Consider the following 17,967-nt stretch of genomic DNA (forward strand, 5'->3'; position numbering starts at 1 on the left):
TCGGTGCGTCCTCAGCGGGGGTCGAGGAGGAGTTCGTGCTCGGCGCGCGGGAAACGGACCCCCACGCCCAGCCGGGGGGTGTCGGGCGGGAAGGCACCGAGCCGTCCACGCAGAAGCGGGAACAGGCGGTCGCCGTCCACCCCGTGGTAGAAGGCGACCTTCCCGCCGAACGCCCGGTCCAGGTCCGCCTCGCGGCTCACCCTCATGGCGGAAAGCCTGTCCGAGGCGGTCACCCAGGTGATGCGCGCGAGGCCCTTCTTCCTGAGCCGCCGCAGGGCTGCGACGATCACGCCCGGCGCACCGTCATGCCCCACCACACAGACGTGATTGCCGGTGATCAGTTCTGCCAACCGTTCGGCCGTGCGATCCGTCCGGGGGCGGACGTCGTCGCCGTCCTCACGTCCCAGCCCCGGGTGGTCCTCGATCTCGTACACCTGGACAGCGTCGTCGGAGCGCGCCGGGAGGGAACTGTCGGCGAAAGGCCGCAGGAGAGCCGCCTCACTGCCCTCGTCACGCACGGCACGGGCGATGGCGGGCGCCGAATGGGTGGTGAAGACCTGATGCGCGAACTGCCGCCCACGATAGGCGAGCAGAGGTCCCAGGGACCCTAAGCCGGAACCGGTGCGCGTCTCGGGTCCGGACCGGACGAGGCGGCCGACTTCGGCGGCGCTCGTGGGGCGGCCAGAATTCTGGCCCAGCACGAGGCTCACCCTGTCGCCGCGGCCAATGCCCGCGACCAGATCGTTGAGCAGCGCCTCCAGGCCGGGTCGAGGGGCGTCGATGGACCTGAGCAATGTGCTTCCCGGGGCCAGCAGCCGTGGGAGATCCTCCGGTCGGTCGGTCATCAGGAGGCGGTGGGCGACGGCCTGGTTCGCCTGCCATGCCGCGCCTTCTGCCAGCAGTTCTTCGAACTGGTCCGGCGCCCAGCCGAGGTAGCCCGTGAAGAGCCGTATGCCGGCCAGGTACGGACGGATCCGAGCCGGGTCGGCGTGTCGGGTCAGCACGCCGGCCCGGTCGCGCAGAAGGGCGATGCCTGCCGGAAGGCCTTCGTCATCTCGAAGCCGTGCCACGGCGATGAACCCGGGCCGCTCTGCCGGCGTACCCCCCTGGAACACCACCGCCGGCGGCGCGGACAGGCCGGACCATTCCGGTGGCAGGTCTAATTTCTGGCGGGAGGGGTCGTCGAGCCGAACTCCCAGGGTTCCTTCGAGTGGGTGGTGCCGTAGCACCAGCACCACCGCCCCGTACGGGCTTGAATCTGTGGCCTCCGGGGCCACGGAGAATATCCGTCCGACGAGCGGTGAGGTGGGCCTGACCCGGTTACGCGTCAGTGGCGTCAGGCGGCTGTCGTTCGTGTCGGTCAGCAGGAGACGGACGCCCGCAGGAAGTGAGGGCTGGAGCTGCTGGTAGATCGTTTGGGCGTCGAGCAGGGTGCCAGCTCCGGGAATTCCCGACCACAGAAGTCGGGTCAGCTCCCTGGTCAGCGGGAACTCTCCGGCAGCGGGGGAGGGCAGGGCGGGCTGCTGAAGAGCGATGAGGCAGTCGACCGGCTGATCCGTCTTGAACCAGGCGGAACCGCTGATCTGCCCGGTATGGCAGCAATCGAGGATGACCAGTGTCTGTCGGGCCGCGCTGCCGCGCAGGCACCGCTCGACGACCGAGTAGGGCAGTCCGGTATGGCGTGGGAGCAGCAGGTCGGTGTCGGCCGTACCGAGCACGAGGCCTTCCTCCGCCAGGTCGCTGAGCCCGTGTCCCGCGTAGTGGACCAGAAGCAGCCCGTCCGGCCCCACCTCGGCAGCCGCCCGGCGCAGCGCCGCCTCGACCTCCCTGCGGCCTGCGTCGAGCAGCACCTGGCAGTTTCGTCGGTCGATGCCCCAGATTTCCGGCTCCGTCAGGGCCTCCGCGAGGCCCTGGAGCGCCGTGGCGATTCCCGGCAACGATTGTCTGCCCCGCAGATCGCCATTGCCGATCAGGATCACCCGTGATTCGGTCGGGTCCGCCAGTCCATCGGCGAGGGGCCGGTCCATGGGTGCCCGGTGGCTGCCCAGGTTGTCCGAGTCGTCGTGCCGTACCTCGACCTCGACCTCGGGTAGCGCGTCGCGGGCAGCGCGGCGGACGGCCGGATCGGTGTCGGCGCTCGCCGCGCGCAGGGCTTCCAGGGCGTACATCACGGCTGCCGCCAGCAGGCCGGGGAGCCCGAGCAGCGCGACGACGGCCAGCACGTCGGCGACCTGCCGGGGACGATCGGGCCGCCGCAGCTGCTCCGTCGCCGCGCGGAGCAGCCGGGACAACAAACCCTGGTCCCGGCCGGGCACAGATCGGATCTGCCGGCGCATCGCCACGAACCAGGTCGGGGCCAGTTCGTCGCCGCTCGATCCCGGCTCGTGCTGGGCCAGCCAGCGCTCCGCCTCCCTGGGTTGCAGCACGTGCAGGGCGGTCAGCCGTTGGGCGTGTGCCAGCTCAGGCCTGTCCGGCCACGAGGTCCGCAGGTCCGTGTACCGCTCCAGCAGGATGGCCACCCGGCGCAGCCGCTCCATGCCGTGCCGGGCGACCAACGCGGCGAGGAGCACGTCGCGCAGGTCTGGCTTGATCTCGTACAGGCCGTCGCCGAGCTCCTGGAAGAGCGGCGACAGCAGTAGCCGGGCCTCCAGGTCGTACGGCAGGTCCGGCAGGAAGTTCGTCCTGATCAGGTGCAGCAGAGGTGGGTCGACCGCCACCGGCAGACTGGCGTGACAGGCGAGCTCGATGGCGCCCGGTGGTAGCACGCGCTGCACGGCGCGGAGGTCGCCAGCGATTCGTTGCAGCGGGACCGCGGTCACAGCGGCCTCGCCACCGGGGTGAACCGGCCGCGTAGGACGTCCACGGCGGCATACATGCCCGACACGGTCAGCGGGTGCATGGGGACGTGCCGAGCGACGAGCGCCGCAGTCGTCCGTGCCCACCTTCGCGGGTCGACCGGGTTCAACCACGCGGTCGTCCGTCCGGGGCCGCGCAGTGCCTTCAGCATCGCAACGGTGTCGAGCAGCCTGATGATGTCCAGCCGGCCCCTGGCCGCTCCGGCGTCGCTGACGACGCACACGGCCGCCGACCTGCCGACGCTCTCCACCACCGCCGACAAGGTCTCCCCTCGGGTCAGTTCGGGCTCCCGGTAGACGCGACCGCCGGCGAGTGGGGAAATGTCGGCGAGGATCCGATCGAGGTTGGCGTGCCGGGCGTCGGCACCGGCCAGCACGGCCCGGTCGGCGTGCCCCGGCACGTCGTGGAAGTAACGGACCGCCAGGACGTCCAACCGGGCGGCGCGCCGGATCGACAGCTCGACATGCGCAACGAAGTCCTCGTACGGGAGCATCGATCCACCGATGTCGACCAGCAACAACAGCCGGGCGACGTTGCGTCGCGCCGGAACGAGCACGGGTGGGGTGACGACCCCGGTGCGCGCCTGTCGCCGCACCGTCTCCTCGACGTCCAGTTCCACTGCCGGGCCACGACGTGCGGGTTGCCGCATGCGTCGCCACACCTGCGCGACCGCGCGTGGCGTCACCGGATACTGCGGCACCAGGATCAGCGTCGGATCGTCCAGACCGCTGTGCGGAGGCGGTGCCACGCCGACGGATGAGCGTGGTTGCGGCAGGGTGGCGGGTGCCCCGTTTCCGGCGCGTGTCACCGGGCCGGCGCCCGGCGGCACCGATGACGGCGCGTCCGGCGCGTCCGGCGCGTCCCGGCTGCCCGGTCGAAGTGCCTGCGTGACGTTCCAGTCCGGTACGGCGACGGCGGCAAACGCCGCGCGGACGACCTCAACCTCCGATGGGGACTTCGCCCACAGCGACACGCAGAGCTCGCACAGGCCGGCTCGCGACTCCCAGCCGAAGCCGGCGGCGAGCGAGGTTCGCAGCGCTGCGACGTCGTCCACCCCGAGTGGGATGCCACGGCGCCGTAGCAGTGCGACGAGGTCCGGCACGAAGCGTGGCTGCATCTGTTCTCCTCAGTCGCCGGCGAGCCAACGATCGACGCGCAGCTGGTCCGCCTGCTGCTTGATCAGTGCTCCGCTGTGCGGCACGCGGTGGACGGCGTCGGGGTCCACGTCGGCCGACTCCAGGTAGTGCACCCAGTCGAGCAGTTCGCTGAGCCCCGGCTTCTTCAGCAGGTCCAGCTCCCTGAGCCGGAACAGCACGTCGACCGCAGCGTCGCGCAGCGCCGTGTCTCTCACGTCGTGCAGGGACAGGATCGACTCGAGCTCCGCGCGGTCGGTGGGGAAGCGGACGTAGTGGAAGATGCACCGACGGAGGAACGCGTCCGGCAGCGCCTTCTCCTCGTTGTTGGTGACAATGATGATCGGCCGCAGCTCCGGGACGTCCGGCACCGCGTACCGCATGTCGCCGGCCTCGGCGACCTCGAAGGCCAGCCGGTCCAGTTCGCGCAGCAGGTCGTTCGGGAAGTCGATGTCAGCTTTGTCGATCTCGTCGATGAGTACGACGGACCGCCGGGCATGGCCGGCCCGGGCGATGGCCCGGCCGAGCGGCCCCAACCGGACGTACCGAGCCGGATCGCTGCCCCGGTGCTGCGCCCGGGTGGTCCGCGTGGCCTGCCGCGGCGTCGCGGTCTGCACGTCGAAGAGCCGCCGGACCGCGTCGTAGGTGTAGAGCAGATCCTGACCGCGGCTGGTGGACTTGATGTAGGCCTGTTCGAGGGGAAGCCGGAGCGCGTAGGCGACCGCGTGGGCCAACCGGGTCTTTCCCGCGCCCGGGTCACCCTGCAACAGCAGCGGACGTCCCAGGGCGATGGCCAGGTTCGTCGCGTCCTCCAACTCCTGCGAGGCCAGGTACGGCTCACAGGTGACCTTTCGCTTCGGCGGGTCCGCGAGCTGGGACTGGTCGACCTCCGCCACCTCGATCAGCTGCTCGGGTGGCAGTTCGGCCCGGCGGTCGTAGCGGGTGGTGGCGTCGATCCGGTGGCGGCTATCCAAGGCTCATCCTCTTCTCCAGGTCACGTCGGAAGCCCGCCTCGTCGGTGAGCAGGTCATTGATCGACTGTTCCAGCGCCTCGTAGGCCCGGCCGATGTGCAGCATCTCGCCCACGTCGACGGCGTATTCGCTGACGAGCCCGGCCCAGGCGGTGGCGAGGCCGGGCTGCCACCCGCGCTCGGCGACGATGCGTTGCGCCCAGAGGGTCACGTGGCTGCGGCGGAAGCCCGGTTCCGGCAGTCGCGGCAACGTGTCGGGAAGCCGGACACCGGGCGCGGCGGTCACGATGACCACCAGGCACCTCCTGGCTCCATCGAGTGCGGACGCCAGCCGTTCGAAGAACGTGGTGATCGTCTTCGTCGGGGCGTCGACGCCATAGACGTGGCAGGCGACGTCCGAGTGCTCCAACTCGGCGCGGAAGCGCGCCATCCGGGCGACCTGGGCGTCAACCGACGTGACCAAGGGACCGAGCGTGATCTTCGGCTTGCACGCGATGCCGTAGTAGCAGTGCGGCAACCACTCGCAGATCCTGTCGGCCACGGTGGAATCCCGGTGGGTCAGGACGAACGGGGCCAGGCTGGCCTGCGCGTCCCGCGTCGAACGTCGGCGCTGACGCAACTGCTCGGCGTCCTCCATCAGGAGTTGCCGGATCTCCTCCAGGTCGAAGAAGAGGGTGTTCAGATCCTGCTGGGGTACGGGAGGCAGAGCGAGCGTCGGCTGCTCAGCCGCTTCGCGCGACTGTCGGAGCAGGAGGGAGAGTTCAGCACGCCCCAGCTCGTCCAGGAGATCGGGCAGCCGGTCCAGCTGGCCGCGCGCCTCGACCAGTTCCCACAGCGACCGCGCCTCGTCGCCCCGGGTGAACCGCGCCCGGTCGGCAGGGCTGACGTCGAAGAGATCGGCCAGATCGCGCCAGTTGTCCGGCTGCATCCGTTGGCAGAACTTCACCTTCGCCCAACCGGGGAAGGAACTTCCCCCGGCGGGTCGGCCCTGACCACTCATGGTCAGGCTGCCGCCCGCCGGGCAGTGGTCTGTCGGGTCAGATCGTCCTGGAGCATCGTCGAAACCGTCCACTGTCACTGGTACGGATCACGGGTGGATGCAGAATCCCACCACAGCGCGACGGGCGCGGCAATCCCGTCTGCGACGTCACAACCCGTGGGCGGCGTTGACGAGCATGACGACCGCCAGTACGGCGACGAACACGATCGCGGCCAGACGGAGCAGGCGTACGGATTCCCGCAGGCGGCCGTACCGATGGCGGTGCTGCTGGATACCCACCCAGAGCTCCACCTCGGCGGCCCGGCGCACCTCCGGCCGGCTCTGGCTCTCGACCGCTGTCCGGAAGTCGTCGAAGCTCTTGACGTGGGCGACCGTGTCCGTTCCGTTGAAGACGAGACTGCGGGGCAGGTCAGCGCCGCCGGGCAGCATCGCGCGGCTGCGCCGTGGGGTGACCAGCACGTTCGCTGCCTTGACCAGCGATGCCACCACCAGCGCCGCGTCGAGCAGGGCCATGACGGTGAACGCCAGCAACCACCATGCCGTCATCCAGTCCGTCGTGTCGCTGAGCAGTTGAGTCAACAGCAGGGCGTTGCCGGCGGACAGGATCGCCCCGGCGCTCAGCACCACCGAGGCGCGGCTGGCCGTCGACACCCGTAACCTGTCGTAGCGTTCGATGTGCCACTTCAGCAGGTCCAACACCTCGTCGTGGGGCATCTCGCCGTGCGTGGCGTCTGCCGTCGGCCTCTTGCGCCTCCTGCCTGTCTCCGCCCTCATCTGCGGTCCTTTCACGTGGAGATTGCGCGTACGCTCGACGGTCAGTGCCACAGTGGACGCCCCGGCAGAAGGATAGGACCTTGAGCCAAGCCTCCGATGATCGTCTGACCAATCCGGACGCCTGGCGGGCGATCCTGCCCGACGAGGTCCTCGCGGGTCTGGTGCGATGGGCGGAGGCTCAGGCGTCACGGGTGACCCACCGACGGTGGCTCACCGACGGGCGCAGCGGCTCCTACGTCGCCGTCGTCCGCCTGCACCCCGACCGAGGCATGCTCCGTGAGGCGATTGTCAAACTCGTGCCGCCGCAACTCGCGGCTGCGGAGACCGCCGGGGTCGAGCGCGCCCGACAGTTCACGCCCGAGAACTTCTGGCGGCAGCACCTGGTGGACACGGTCAAAGCCGGTGCCCTGCCCGGCACGTACTGGTGGCTGCACCAGCAGCAGGTGGCCCAAGGATCCGTGGGGGAACTGCGCTCACTTGCCACTTTGATCGACGAGCCGGACTTTGGCGATATCTGCGGCATGATCGTGGATCGCATCAGCGCGGACTGGGGGACCGGGCACGACCCCGATCCGGTGCAACGCACGGCCGCCGACCACCTGAACGACTTCCTCGAAGGGCATCGTGACCGCCTTGCCGGCTTCGCCGGGCGGCACGGGCTCTCCCTCACCGACCCGTCCAGCGAGGTGTGGCTACCCGGCCGCGCCGGCCCGTTGCCCAACCCTCTCGGGCTGCTCACCGACAGGCTCGACGCCGGTCGGGAGAAGATCGACGTCTTCGTCGGCAACGGGCACGGCGACCTGCACCTGGGTAACATCCTCGTGCCTACCGGCGAACGGGTGCTCGCGGACGACTTCCGCCTCATCGATCTGGGGCGGTTCTGTCCGACAACTCCCGTGTCGCGGGACCCGGTCAAGCTCGCGCTCTCCGTGGCGGCCGCCTGGCTTCCCGCTCTGGCGCCAGGGACGCCGCTGCGGTCCGCCCTGGCCGAACTCGTCGTCGCACCGGAGCGCCACCCGGCGTCGCCGCCGGTGGCCGGCTACCTGGCCGTCATGCGGCGCATCCACACGGCAGCGGCCTCCTGGGGCCAGCGTCGCGACATGTCCGGAGCCTGGGCCCGCCAGCACCTGCTCCTGCTGATCGGCTCCGCGCTGCGCACCGTCGCCGACGAGGACCTCCCGATCGCCGACCGTTGGTGGTTCTTCGAGGTCGCCGCCCTCGCCACCCGTGCCTACACGGACCCCTCGGAGGCACGATCACAAACTCCAACCACCCCACCGACCCGGTCCGGGCCGAGCGACGCCGCGTCCCCAGCGGCGGTCCCTCCCTCGCTGCCGCCGGCCACCGAACCGCCGCCGGTGGAGACGGTGACCCCACCGACCCCGCCAGCCCAGGTCGCTGTCCCGGACACCGCCGGTCCCGCCCGGCCGGTCAGATACCCGGGCCGGATCAAGGTTCAGTTCGCCCGCCGTCTGGGCCAGAGCTGGGACGAATTGGTCGACGTGCTCGACGTGCCGGTGTACGACCGCGCCAGGTTCGAGCCGGGGCGAAGGGCACAGGCACTCTGGGAATGGCTCGAGGTACGCGACCGGCTGTGGTCACTGCGGGCGGCCCTGATCGAGGTGGGACGTGACGACCTGGTCGTGTTGCTCGACCACCCCCCGCCGCAGGAACGGTGACGCAAGGCGTCGCCCGCCAGGGAGCCCGGTGTACGAGCGGGGCGTGACGCGCCACGGCGAAGGCATCGCCGTGGCGCGTCGCCGCGTCAGCGCAGGCGGGCCTCGATGGCCTCGATGACGCGCGGGCGCAGCTCCGCCGCGCGGATGACGGCGTCGACGGAGCCGACCTCGACCGCGCGCTGGATGTTGTGCACCCGGTCGAACTCGGCGGCCACCTCGCCCAGCTTCTCCACGCGTACCGTCGAGCGCAGCTCGTCGAGCTCCGCCGTCAGCGCCGCACGGTCGGTGCCGGAGGCGGCCGCGACGCGGGCCTCCAGCTCCCGCACGCGCGGGTCGGCGGCGGTACGGGCGTTGACGTCGCCGGAGAACACCACCGCTGCGGCGGGGGCGCCGCCGAGCACCGAGGCGAACGAGCCTTCCAGGGCGAGCACGGTCATGTTCGGGTTCAGCGCCTTGGAGAAGACCACGAACGCGCCCCCGTGGTAGCGGGAGATCACGCAGAACACGATGGGCCCGCGGAAGTTGACGATGGCCCGGCCGATCTCCGCGCCGTACTCCAGTTGCAGGTTGCGCATCGACTCCGGCGAGCCGTCGAAGCCGGACAGGTTCGCCAGCACCACCAGCGGCCGGTTGCCGCTGGCCGCGTTGATCGCCCGCGCGGCCTTCTTCGACGAACGCGGGAACAGGGTGCCCGCGGTGTAGGTGTCCGGGCCGTCGGTGGGCGGGAAGCCGCGCCGCGGCACCGCCCGCGACTCGATGCCGATGAGGCACACCGGCATGCCACCGAGGTGTACGTCCTGCACCGCCACGGTCTCCGCGTCGGCCATGCCCGCCCACCGTTCCAGCACCGGGCGGTCCTGGTCGGACAGCGCCCGCATCACGGTCCGGATGTCGAAGGGCTTCTTGCGGTCCGGGTTGGCCCCGGCGGAGAAGATCTCGCCGACGGTGGTGAAGTCGCTGCCCGCCACGATGTGCGGGAAGTCGGAGATGTCGCGGTCGACGGGGTCGCTCGTGCGTGCCCGCCGTGGCCGCTGCTCGCCGGGCACGACGTACGTGTGCTGGTAGTGGGCCATCAGCACGTCGCGCGCGGCGGCCAGGTTCGGCGCCCAGTACTGCGCCTGCCCGTTCGGGCCCATCACCCGGTCGTAGCCGCCGATGCCGAAGTTGTCCTCGGCCGACACCCCGCCGGAGAAGTCGAGCGACTGCTTGCCGGTGAGCACCATCGCCGAGTCCGGCGTCATCACCAGGATGCCCTTGGTGTGCATGAGCATCGTCGCCTCGGCGTTCCAGTACGGCTGCGCGCCGACGGTGATGCCCGCGACCACGATGTTGATCTCGCCGCCGTCCTGGGTGAACTCGACGATCCGCTTGAGCGCCGCGGCCACCCAGTCCATGTTCTCGGTGCCCGACTCCATGGAGATGCGGGCGCCCGCGGACAGCGCGTACCACTCCAGCGGCACCTGCATCCGCTCGGCCAGGTCCAGCGCGGCGATCACGCGGCGGCACTCCGGCTCCGACAGGGCGCCGAGCGCCTTCGTCGGGTCGCCGAGCAGCACGACCCGGGTGACGCCCTGCGGGTGCCGGCGGGTCGGGGTGCTCACCACACCGGCGACGATCGCCGCGCTGTTGCGCCCCTTCGGCCGGTCGACCGGCACCAGCGCGTGGTTCTCGTCGAGGTCGTGCTCGACGAAGGTGCCGAGCAGGTCGGTCAGTTCGTACGGGTACACCGCGTTGCGGCTGCTCGCGCGCAGCACCTTCTGCCGGTAGTCGTCGAGCGGCTCGACCGGCTCCTCCGACGGCTCGCCGACGGTCAGCTTCGTGCCGCCGGTGGCGTCGAACGCGATGCGTACGGCGATCTTCGTCAGCTCGCCGGTCCTGGCGTCGCGCTGCCGCGCGATGAACAGGATCTCCTCCAGCCCGGCGCCCGCGGTCGTCGGCAGCACGCGCTGGGCGATCATCTTCAGCTCGGCGCGGGTGAGGTCGCTCGGCGGCCAGACGTAGACGACGATCCGGTTGGTGCTGAAGCGCTTGCGCGACGGGCGCCGCGACTGCGCGCGGCGGATCGAGTCGAGACAGGTGGCGAGCACGTCCTCGGCCGTCGGCAGCGCCACCAGGCGGCCGTCGTGCTCGCGCAGCTCGGCCAGGTCGCGCACCTGCGCGAACGCGACGAGGCGGTCGTCCGACGGGTTCTCCCGCGCGACGCACTGGTAGAGGTAGACCTCCTCGTCCGACGACGGCAGGCGGGTGAGGTCGAACCTGCTCAGCCGCTCCATCTGCATGCGCTGCGCGATGTACGGGTGCAGGCCGCGGATCAGCCGCTCCTCGCTCATCCCCATGGTCGACGGGCGGAACGTGAAGTGGTGGTGCATCACGGCGCCGCTGCGGCCCGCGACGGTGGTGGTGAGCCGGCGGACCTGGTTCGGCAGCGGGTGCGCGTTGACGACCTCGTGCAGCGCCGCAGCCATCGCGTCGAAGTCCTCCGGCTGCCCCTCCCACGCCAGGTAGATGTCGACGTCGATGGCGTCGTGGCCGCTCGCCAGCTCCGTGAGGCCGCGCAGCGCGCTGCCCAGCGCCTCGAAGCGCACGGCCGAGGAGACCACGCACGAGTCGGCCCGCTCGGCCACCACGAACGTGCAGCCCTCGACCTTGCTGGTGCGTACGCCGGTGAGGCCCTTGTTGCCGTAGTAGCGCCGGGTCAGCACCTCCAGCATGACCGCGTTGTCCAGGTGGTCGCGCACGAGCCGCTGGCCGAGCAGCCGCACCAGCGGCTCGGTGGAGCGCACCATCTCGGCGATGCGCTCCGCCCGGTCCGGCGCGTCGGGGTGCGCGTCCAGGTGGCGCAGGTGCCGGCGGACGTCGGCGTAGACGCGGGCGCGGTTGCGGCGCAGCAGCGGTTGGGCGAACCAGGCGAACACGACGCCGCGCGCGAGGTCGGAGACCACCGGGAAGCGCACCTGCGTCGCGGCCACCAGCCGCTCCAGCGCGAGGCCGGCGGGCTCACGCAGCGACTCGTCCGGCGGCGGCTCCCGCAGCCAGGCGCGCAGCAGCGTCGCGACGACCGTGGCGTCGGCGGACGCGCGCTGCAGGGCGAGGAAGATCCGGAAGACGGCGGCTTCCAGCTCGGGGGAGCGCTCCAGTTCGGTGACGCCGTAGTGCCCGAGGGCCTTGGCGAGCTTGGCCTGGAAGGTCTCCGGCAGGCCGGCCCGCTCGACGTCGAGGTACTGCAGGTAGGTGTGGAAGTACTCGCGGGCGCTGGGCACGTGGCCGCCGCCGTCCTCGCCCGTCGGCCGGTTGCGGCTCAGCTCGGTGAGGTCGGCGAACACCTCGATGAGGTCGAGCTCCTCGGCCAGCGGCCGGTGACCCGCCTCGGTGGCGCCCTGGCGCGCGGCGAGGTAGTCGTCGAGCAGCCGGCGCTCGTCGTGCGGGTCGACGTCGAAGCCCAGCAGCAGGCTGCGCAGGTCCTCCTGCCCGCGCGTGGCGCGCTCCCGTGCCGGGACCGCCCCGTCGGCGACGGGCAGGTCCAGCTCGACGGACTCGGTCGAGGTCTCCGCGGCCTCGGCGTCGTCGCCGAGCGGCTCCAGCCGCAGCAGCGGCGCGCCCGCCTCGACCTGGGTGCCCACCGACACGACGCATTCGCGCAGTCGCGCCCGGAACGGCGCGCGCAGCACCGTCTCCATCTTCATGCTCTCCAGCACCAGCACGGGCGCGCCCGCCTCGACCTCGGCGCCGACCAGCAGCGGCGTCGCGACGACCAGCGCCGGCATCGGCGAGCGCAGCACGCCACCCTCGTCGCGGCTGACCCGGTGCGCCACGCCGTCCACCTCGACCAGGTGGATCGGCCCGTGGGTGCCGATGAGCAGGCGGTAACGGGCGCCGTTGACGACGATCTGCCCGGAGTGTCGGTCGAAGCGGTCCAGTTCGACGTCGGCGGTGCGCACGGCGCCACCGGCCTCGATGCCGACGCGGAAGCGGTGCGCGCCGACCCGCGCGACGCGTACGCGGTAGCCGGCGCCGCGAAGCTTGAGGTCCAGCGGTCGGCCGCTCTCGTGCTGCACCTGCGGGCGCCCGCCGAACGCCGTCGACAGCAGCCGCTGGCGCTCGACGCGTTCCTCCTCCTCGTACGCCTCGATGGCGGCGGCCGCCAGCGCGACGGCGGAGTGCCGGTGCGTGACGAGCCTGCCCTCGCCCCGGACGCGGTCGATCCAGCCGGTGTCCGCGCTGGCGTCGATCACCTCCGGCTGGTCGAGCAGGTCGAGCACGAAGCTCTTGTTCGTCGCGCCGCCCTCGATGATGACCGTGGTCTGCGCCATGGCGCGGCGCAGCCGCCCGAGCGCCTCGTCGCGGTCGCGGCCGTACGCGATGATCTTGGCGATCATCGAGTCGAAGTCGGCGGGGATGGTGTCGCCCTCGCTGACGCCGGTGTCCACGCGGATGCCCGGGCCGGCGGGCAGGTCGAGGCGCGCGATGCGGCCGGGGGAGGGCGCGAAGTCGCGGTCGGGGTCCTCGGCGTTGAGCCGGGCCTCGATGGCGTGCCCGCGCTCCGCCGGCGGCCCGCCTTCGAGCCGCCCGCCCGAGGCCACGTGCAGCTGCGCCTTGACCAGGTCGAAGCCGGTGGTGGACTCGGTGATCGGGTGCTCGACCTGAAGGCGGGTGTTGACCTCCAGGAACGCGAACAGCCGGTCGCCGGGGTGGTAGAGGAACTCCACGGTCGCCGCGCCCCGGTAGGCGACCGCGACGGCCAGCCGCTCGGCCGACGCCTTCAGCTCGGCCGTCTGCTCAGGACCGAGCACCGGCGACGCCGACTCCTCGATGACCTTCTGGTTGCGCCGCTGCACGGAGCAGTCGCGGACGCCGAGCGCCCACGCGGTGCCCTGGCCGTCGGCGATCACCTGGACCTCGACGTGGCGGGCGCCGGTGACCAGGCGCTCCAGGAAGACGACGCCGCTGCCGAACGCCCGGGCGGCCTCCTGGCTGGTGCGCTCGTAGGCGTCGGCGAGCTCGGCCTCGCTGGTGATGACACGGATGCCGCGCCCGCCGCCGCCGGCGGTCGCCTTGAGCATCAGCGGGTAGCCGATCTCGGCGGCCGCGGCCAGGGCGGCGTCGAGGGTCTCGACCGCGCCGCGGCTCCACGGCGCGACCGGCACGCCGACCTCCTCGGCGATCAGCTTCGCGCCGATCTTGTCGCCGAGCTTGCGCATGGCCTCCGGGCTCGGCCCGACGAAGGTGACACCGACCTTCTCGCACAGCTCCGCGAACGCCGGGTCCTCGGCGACGAAGCCCCAGCCGACCCACGCGGCGTCGGCCCCGGTCTCGACCAGCGCGCGCTCCAGCACCTTCAGGTCGAGGTACGGGCGCGCGGACGCGGGACCGAGGTCGTAGGACAGGTCCGCCTCGCGGACGAAGGTGGCCGTACGGTCGACGTCGGTGTGCAGGGCTACGGTCTCGATCCGTGTCCCGGTCTCCGCGGCGATGTCCCGTACGGCGTGGATGAGCCGCATGGCGGCCTCACCGCGGTTGACGATGGCGACACGTTTGAACACTCGACCAAGCCCTCCTGTAGAAACCCATGATGTGCCATGCCGCCACGCCGCGGCACCTTCGGCAGTGTCCACCCTTGCATCCCGGGATCAGAACCCCAGGGGTCCGCCCCCCTCCGCGCGTGGCGCGCGGGCACGGTCCTGACCAGCGAAAACGCAGCCTCCGGTCGGAGCTTCTTCCTGATGCGTGGCGGGATCTTCCATTTGCTGGGACGCCGGGCCGGCGGGCGTCCCCGGAACCCCTACCGCCGCGACGGGGGTCGACGCGGCACTGGGGTCGGTCACCGGGCCGTGTCGCAGCGTGGTCGGGCAGGCTGTGAACTGCGTTACCTCGCCGCCGGACGGGAATGGGATCATCGGATCCGGATTTGCAGCCAGGTGTGACTCCTACACCGCTGACGGGCCGGCCGCGCGACGACCGGCCGGAGACGATCCGTTGACCGCCATCGTCGACACCGGCGAGGCTCCGGCGGCCCGGCCGACGCCGGGCGAGCTGATGAGCCCCCGGCAACGCCTGCGGCTCGTCCTCGTCCTCGGGTCGCTGACCGCGGTGGGCCCGCTGACCATCGACATGTACCTGCCGGCGCTGCCGGCCATCGTCGCCGACTTCCAGACCACGTCGGCGGCGGTCCAACTGACCCTCACCGGCACCCTGGCGGGCCTCGCCATCGGCCAGTTGCTGATCGGCCCGCTGTCCGACGCCGTCGGCCGGCGCGCGCCGCTGATCGCCGGCGTCGCGCTGTACGTCGTGGCGTCACTGCTCTGCGCCGTCGCACCGAGCGTCGGCGTCCTCGGCGGCCTGCGGGTGGTGCAGGGCCTCGGCGTCGCCGCCGCCTCGGTGGTCGCCATGGCCGTGGTCCGCGACCTGTTCGACGGCGCGGCCTTCGCCAAGCTGCTGTCGCGGCTGCTGCTGGTCATGGGGGCGGCGCCGATCCTCGCCCCGACCCTCGGGGGCGGTCTGCTGCGCTGGACGGACTGGCGCGGCGTGTTCGTCGCGCTGGCCGCCTTCGGCGTGGTGCTCGTCGTGGTCGCCGCGCTGGGCCTGCGCGAGACGCTGCCGGCCGAGCGCCGCCGGCGTGGCGGGGCCGTCGCGACGCTGGCCGTGTACGGCGCGCTGCTGCGCGACCGTACGTTCGTGGGCCTGGTCCTGGTCGCCGGGCTGGCCATGGCGGCGCTGTTCGCGTACGTGGCCGGGTCGTCGTTCGTCCTGCAACAGCAGTACGGCCTGGACGAGCAGCAGTTCGGGCTGGCCTTCGGAGCCGGTGCCGTCGGGCTGATCGCGGCCACCCAGTTCAACGTACGGCTGCTGCGCCGGCACTCGCCGCAGCGGATCCTCGTCGTCGCCCTGGGCGCGGGGAGCGTGGCCGGCCTGGCGCTGCTGGCCTTCGCCGTGACCGGGATCGGCGGGCTGCCCAGCCTGCTCGTGTCGCTGTGGGTGGTGCTCGCGGCGGCGGGCCTCGCGATGCCGAACGCGCCGGCCCTGGCCCTGTCCCGCCACGGCGAGGCGGCCGGCACGGCCTCCGCCCTGCTCGGCGCCGTGCAGTTCGGCGTCGGCGCGCTGGCCGCGCCCCTGGTGGGCGTGCTCGGCACCGGCGCGGTCGCCATGGCCGTCGTCGTCGCGGGCGGCATGCTGGCGGCGACGGCGGTCCTGCTCGTCGTGGTGCGCCCGGCCCGCCTCGCCGGCCTCGAACCGGAGGCGGTGGTCCTGGCGGCGCACTGAGCGGGTACGCGCCGCAGCGGTGCGGGTGACGGCCGGCCCACCGAGCGACGCGGCCCGCCGCGCCGGCTCGGCGGGCCGTCCACCGTTGGCACCGGCCCCTGCCGCGCCTGGCTCGGCGGGCCGTCCACCATGGAAGCGTCGCCCGACGCCGGGGCTCGCGCCGGCGATGGCCACGCGACGGGTCAGCGGGGCTGCTCGGCGAGCCCCCGGATGCCCTCGAGGGTGCCGGTCATGGCTTCGCGCAGGGCGGCCAGCCGGCGTTCGATGATCTCCTCCTCGTGCTCCGGGGCCTGGTCGATGACCAGGCTCAGCCCGGTACGGGTGGGGCCGATGCGCACCGAGTGCGACAGCCGGCAACCGTCGCCCTCGGGGGTGAGGCGGTACTGCCAGGTGGCCCCCGGGCGCGTGAGGTCGGCGGGGCCGCCGCCGAAGCGGTTGTCCGGGTCGGTGACCACCCAGCCGAAGACCCGCGGCTGGTCGAACTGCACGACGTGCGAGATGGTGCGCCACTCGCCCAGCGCGGGATGCTGGTTGTGCCCCTCGAACCGGGCTCCGAGGGCCGGCCCCCGGCTGCCGTCCAACCAGCTCACCCGCAGCAGCTCCGAACTGAACCGCGCGGGCAGTTCGATGTCCGTGACCAGCTCCCACACCCGGGCGGGATCGGCTGCCAGGTGGAGGTCGCATTCGACCGCCGGGCCGTCGACGTAGCGCACGGCATCCTCCTTCGTGTCCTTCACGGTGCTCCGACGCTCCGGCCGCACCCGCCGTCGCAGGGCGGGCGGCAGCCGCACCGGACAAGGATGGCCCCTGCGCGCCGATCGCGCTGCCCCGTCGGGTGCCACCTGCGTCGACGCCGGAGCGGCGGTCGGGTCATGGCGGCGACGCGAACGGGTATGCCGTCGCATGGCAACCGAGGTCGTCGTGGTCGGCGCCGGTTTCTCCGGGCTGGCCGCCGCGCTCACGCTCGCCCGCGCGGGCGTACGCACGCGGGTGCTGGAGGCGCGCGACCGGGTGGGCGGGCGGGTGCTCACCCGATGGCTGGCCGACGGCACCCAGCTCGATCTGGGGGCCCAGTGGGTCGGCCCGACCCAGGAGCGGGTCAACGGGCTGCTCGCCCGGTACGGGATCGGCACCTTCGCGTCCGCCGCGTACGGCCCGTCGACCGTGCTGTTCCCCGACGGCCGGCACGCCGGGGCGCCCGAGGCCGCCGGCAGGGTCCTCGACCTGCTCGACGCGTACGCCGAGCGGGTCGACCCGGCCGCGCCGTGGGCGGCGGCGCAGGCTGCCGAGTGGGACCGTACGACGCTGGCCGGCTGGCTGCGCACGGCCGCGCCGGACCCGGCGACCGCCCGCTACCTCGGCCGGCTGCTCGCCGGCGGCCTGCTGGCCGCCGGGCCGGACGAGATATCCCTGCTCCAGATGGCGTTCTACCTGCGCTCCGGCGGCGGCAGCCGGGCGCTGCTCGCGATGGCCGGCGGCGCGCAGCAAGACCGCGTCGTCGGCGGGCCGCCGGTGCTGGCCGAGGCGCTGGCCGCCGCCCTCGGCCCGGACGCCGTGCGGCTGGGTGCCCCGGTGCGGGCGATCGCGCAGGACCGCGCCGGCGTGGTCGTGCACACCGACACCGGCCGCGTCGAGGCGGACGCGGTGGTGGTCGCCGTGCCGCCGACGCTGGCCGGGCGCATCCGGTACGACCCACCCCTGCCGGCCCTGCGCGACGCGCTCACCCAGCGGATGCCGATGGGCTCGGCGTTCAAGGTCCACGCGGTCTACCCGGAGCCGTTCTGGCGCGCGGACGGCCGCTCCGGTGTCGCCGTCTGCCTCGCCGGGCCGGTCACCGAGACGGTGGACAACGGCACCCCGGACTCCGCGCGCGGCGTGCTGACCGGGTTCAGCTACGGCCCGGAGGCGAACGCGCTGCGGCGGATGTCCCCGGGGGAGCGCAGGGCGGGCCTGCTGGACGCCCTGGCCGCCGTCGTCGGTCCGGCGGCCCGGCGGGCCGAGGAGTTCGTCGAGTACGACTGGTCGGCCGACGAGTGGACGCGGGGCTGCTTCTGCGGGGCGCCGACCCCGGGCTCCTGGTGCGGGTACGGGCCGGAGCTGCGTCGGCCGGTGGGGCGGGTGCACTGGGCCGGTACGGAGACCGCCACCCGGTGGGCCGGCTACCTGGACGGGGCGATCGAGGCCGGCGAGCGGGCGGCCGCCGAGATCCTGGCGGGCGCGGGCCGCTGAGCACCCGCGACCCGGCGCCGGCCGACGCTGGCGGCGGGCGCCGGGCCGACCGGTAAGCTCGGGCGGGC

General features: G+C 72.6%; 10 protein-coding genes. 3 read left to right on the top strand and 7 right to left on the bottom strand.

The window, feature by feature from the left end; all coding sequences use genetic code 11:
* Nucleotides 1-11: 11 nt before the first annotated feature.
* The 5 genes from CLT72_RS05175 to CLT72_RS05195 all read right to left on the bottom strand — a co-directional run bounded on the left by CLT72_RS05175 (nucleotide 12) and on the right by CLT72_RS05195 (nucleotide 6,734).
* On the bottom strand, nucleotides 12-2,819 hold the full coding sequence (locus tag CLT72_RS05175; RefSeq protein WP_144082195.1) for a YqgE/AlgH family protein: 2,808 nt from the start codon (nucleotides 2,817-2,819) through the stop codon (nucleotides 12-14).
* Nucleotides 2,816-3,973: a VWA domain-containing protein gene (locus tag CLT72_RS05180; RefSeq protein ID WP_101409758.1), complete on the bottom strand. Its 1,158-nt coding sequence runs from the start codon at nucleotides 3,971-3,973 to the stop codon at nucleotides 2,816-2,818. The genes CLT72_RS05175 and CLT72_RS05180 overlap by 4 nt, the downstream gene beginning before the upstream one ends.
* Before the next feature lie 9 nt (nucleotides 3,974-3,982).
* Complete coding sequence (locus CLT72_RS05185; protein ID WP_101409759.1) at nucleotides 3,983-4,963, bottom strand: AAA family ATPase; 981 nt, start codon at nucleotides 4,961-4,963, stop codon at nucleotides 3,983-3,985.
* On the bottom strand, nucleotides 4,956-5,960 hold the full coding sequence (locus CLT72_RS05190; RefSeq protein WP_144082196.1) for a hypothetical protein: 1,005 nt from the start codon (nucleotides 5,958-5,960) through the stop codon (nucleotides 4,956-4,958). Before CLT72_RS05190 ends, CLT72_RS05185 begins: the two co-directional genes overlap by 8 nt.
* Before the next feature lie 147 nt (nucleotides 5,961-6,107).
* Complete coding sequence (locus tag CLT72_RS05195) at nucleotides 6,108-6,734, bottom strand: hypothetical protein (protein WP_144082197.1); 627 nt, start codon at nucleotides 6,732-6,734, stop codon at nucleotides 6,108-6,110.
* A gap of 80 nt (nucleotides 6,735-6,814) precedes the next feature.
* Here CLT72_RS05195 and CLT72_RS05200 point away from each other — a divergent pair, with 80 nt between their 5' ends.
* Nucleotides 6,815-8,413, top strand: a complete 1,599-nt coding sequence (locus CLT72_RS05200) for a hypothetical protein (protein WP_144082198.1) — start codon at nucleotides 6,815-6,817, stop codon at nucleotides 8,411-8,413.
* Nucleotides 8,414-8,499: 86 nt separating this feature from the next.
* On the opposite strand, the gene CLT72_RS05205 is transcribed toward CLT72_RS05200, so the two are convergent.
* Nucleotides 8,500-13,953, bottom strand: coding sequence for an ATP-binding protein (locus CLT72_RS05205; RefSeq protein ID WP_101409763.1), 5,454 nt, complete (start codon nucleotides 13,951-13,953; stop codon nucleotides 8,500-8,502).
* 493 nt (nucleotides 13,954-14,446) lie between these two features.
* Here CLT72_RS05205 and CLT72_RS05210 point away from each other — a divergent pair, with 493 nt between their 5' ends.
* The gene (locus tag CLT72_RS05210; protein ID WP_101414948.1) at nucleotides 14,447-15,670 is read left to right on the top strand and encodes a multidrug effflux MFS transporter; all 1,224 of its coding nucleotides are present in this window, start codon (nucleotides 14,447-14,449) and stop codon (nucleotides 15,668-15,670) included.
* 182 nt (nucleotides 15,671-15,852) lie between these two features.
* On the opposite strand, the gene CLT72_RS05215 is transcribed toward CLT72_RS05210, so the two are convergent.
* Entirely contained in the window at nucleotides 15,853-16,461 is a 609-nt protein-coding gene (locus CLT72_RS05215; protein WP_486484185.1) for an SRPBCC family protein, read from the bottom strand.
* 112 nt (nucleotides 16,462-16,573) lie between these two features.
* Here CLT72_RS05215 and CLT72_RS05220 point away from each other — a divergent pair, with 112 nt between their 5' ends.
* Entirely contained in the window at nucleotides 16,574-17,899 is a 1,326-nt protein-coding gene (locus tag CLT72_RS05220) for an FAD-dependent oxidoreductase (protein WP_101409765.1), read from the top strand.
* Nucleotides 17,900-17,967 lie beyond the last annotated feature (68 nt).

The sequence above is a fragment of the Micromonospora sp. CNZ309 genome, assembly GCF_002846525.1.